1 protein-coding gene is annotated in these 298 nt (G+C 76.5%); it reads left to right on the top strand.

The genetic code is table 11. The features are described 5' to 3' along the window. Positions 1-239: ComEA family DNA-binding protein (locus tag HMPREF3099_RS10925; protein WP_141762141.1), on the top strand; the 239-nt coding region annotated here is incomplete at its 5' end. Positions 240-298: the final 59 nt, after the last annotated feature.

The raw sequence follows: 298 nt of genomic DNA, 5'->3' as shown, positions 1-298 counted from the left end.
CCGGCGGGGCGGCCCCCGGCGGTGCGGAGGAGCCGGGAGCCGGCGGCGCGCTGGACCTCAACACCGCCGACCAGGCGGCCCTCGAGGAGCTGCCCGGCGTGGGCCCGGTGACGGCCGAGCACATCCTGGCCTGGCGTACCGAGCACGGCCGGTTCACCTCGGTGGACGAGCTCATGGAGGTCAGCGGCATCGGGGAGAAGACCCTGGAGACGCTGCGTCCCCACGTGAGCGTCGGATGAGCACGCGCGCCGACCTGCGCCTGCTCGTCCCCGCCCTGGTGGCCTGGGCCACCGGGGCC

This window comes from Kytococcus sp. HMSC28H12, assembly GCF_001816045.1.
Lineage (GTDB): Bacteria > Actinomycetota > Actinomycetes > Actinomycetales > Dermatophilaceae > Kytococcus > Kytococcus schroeteri.
The sequence above is the reverse complement of the archived record's forward strand: the minus strand, read 5'-3'. Positions and strand labels throughout refer to the sequence as shown.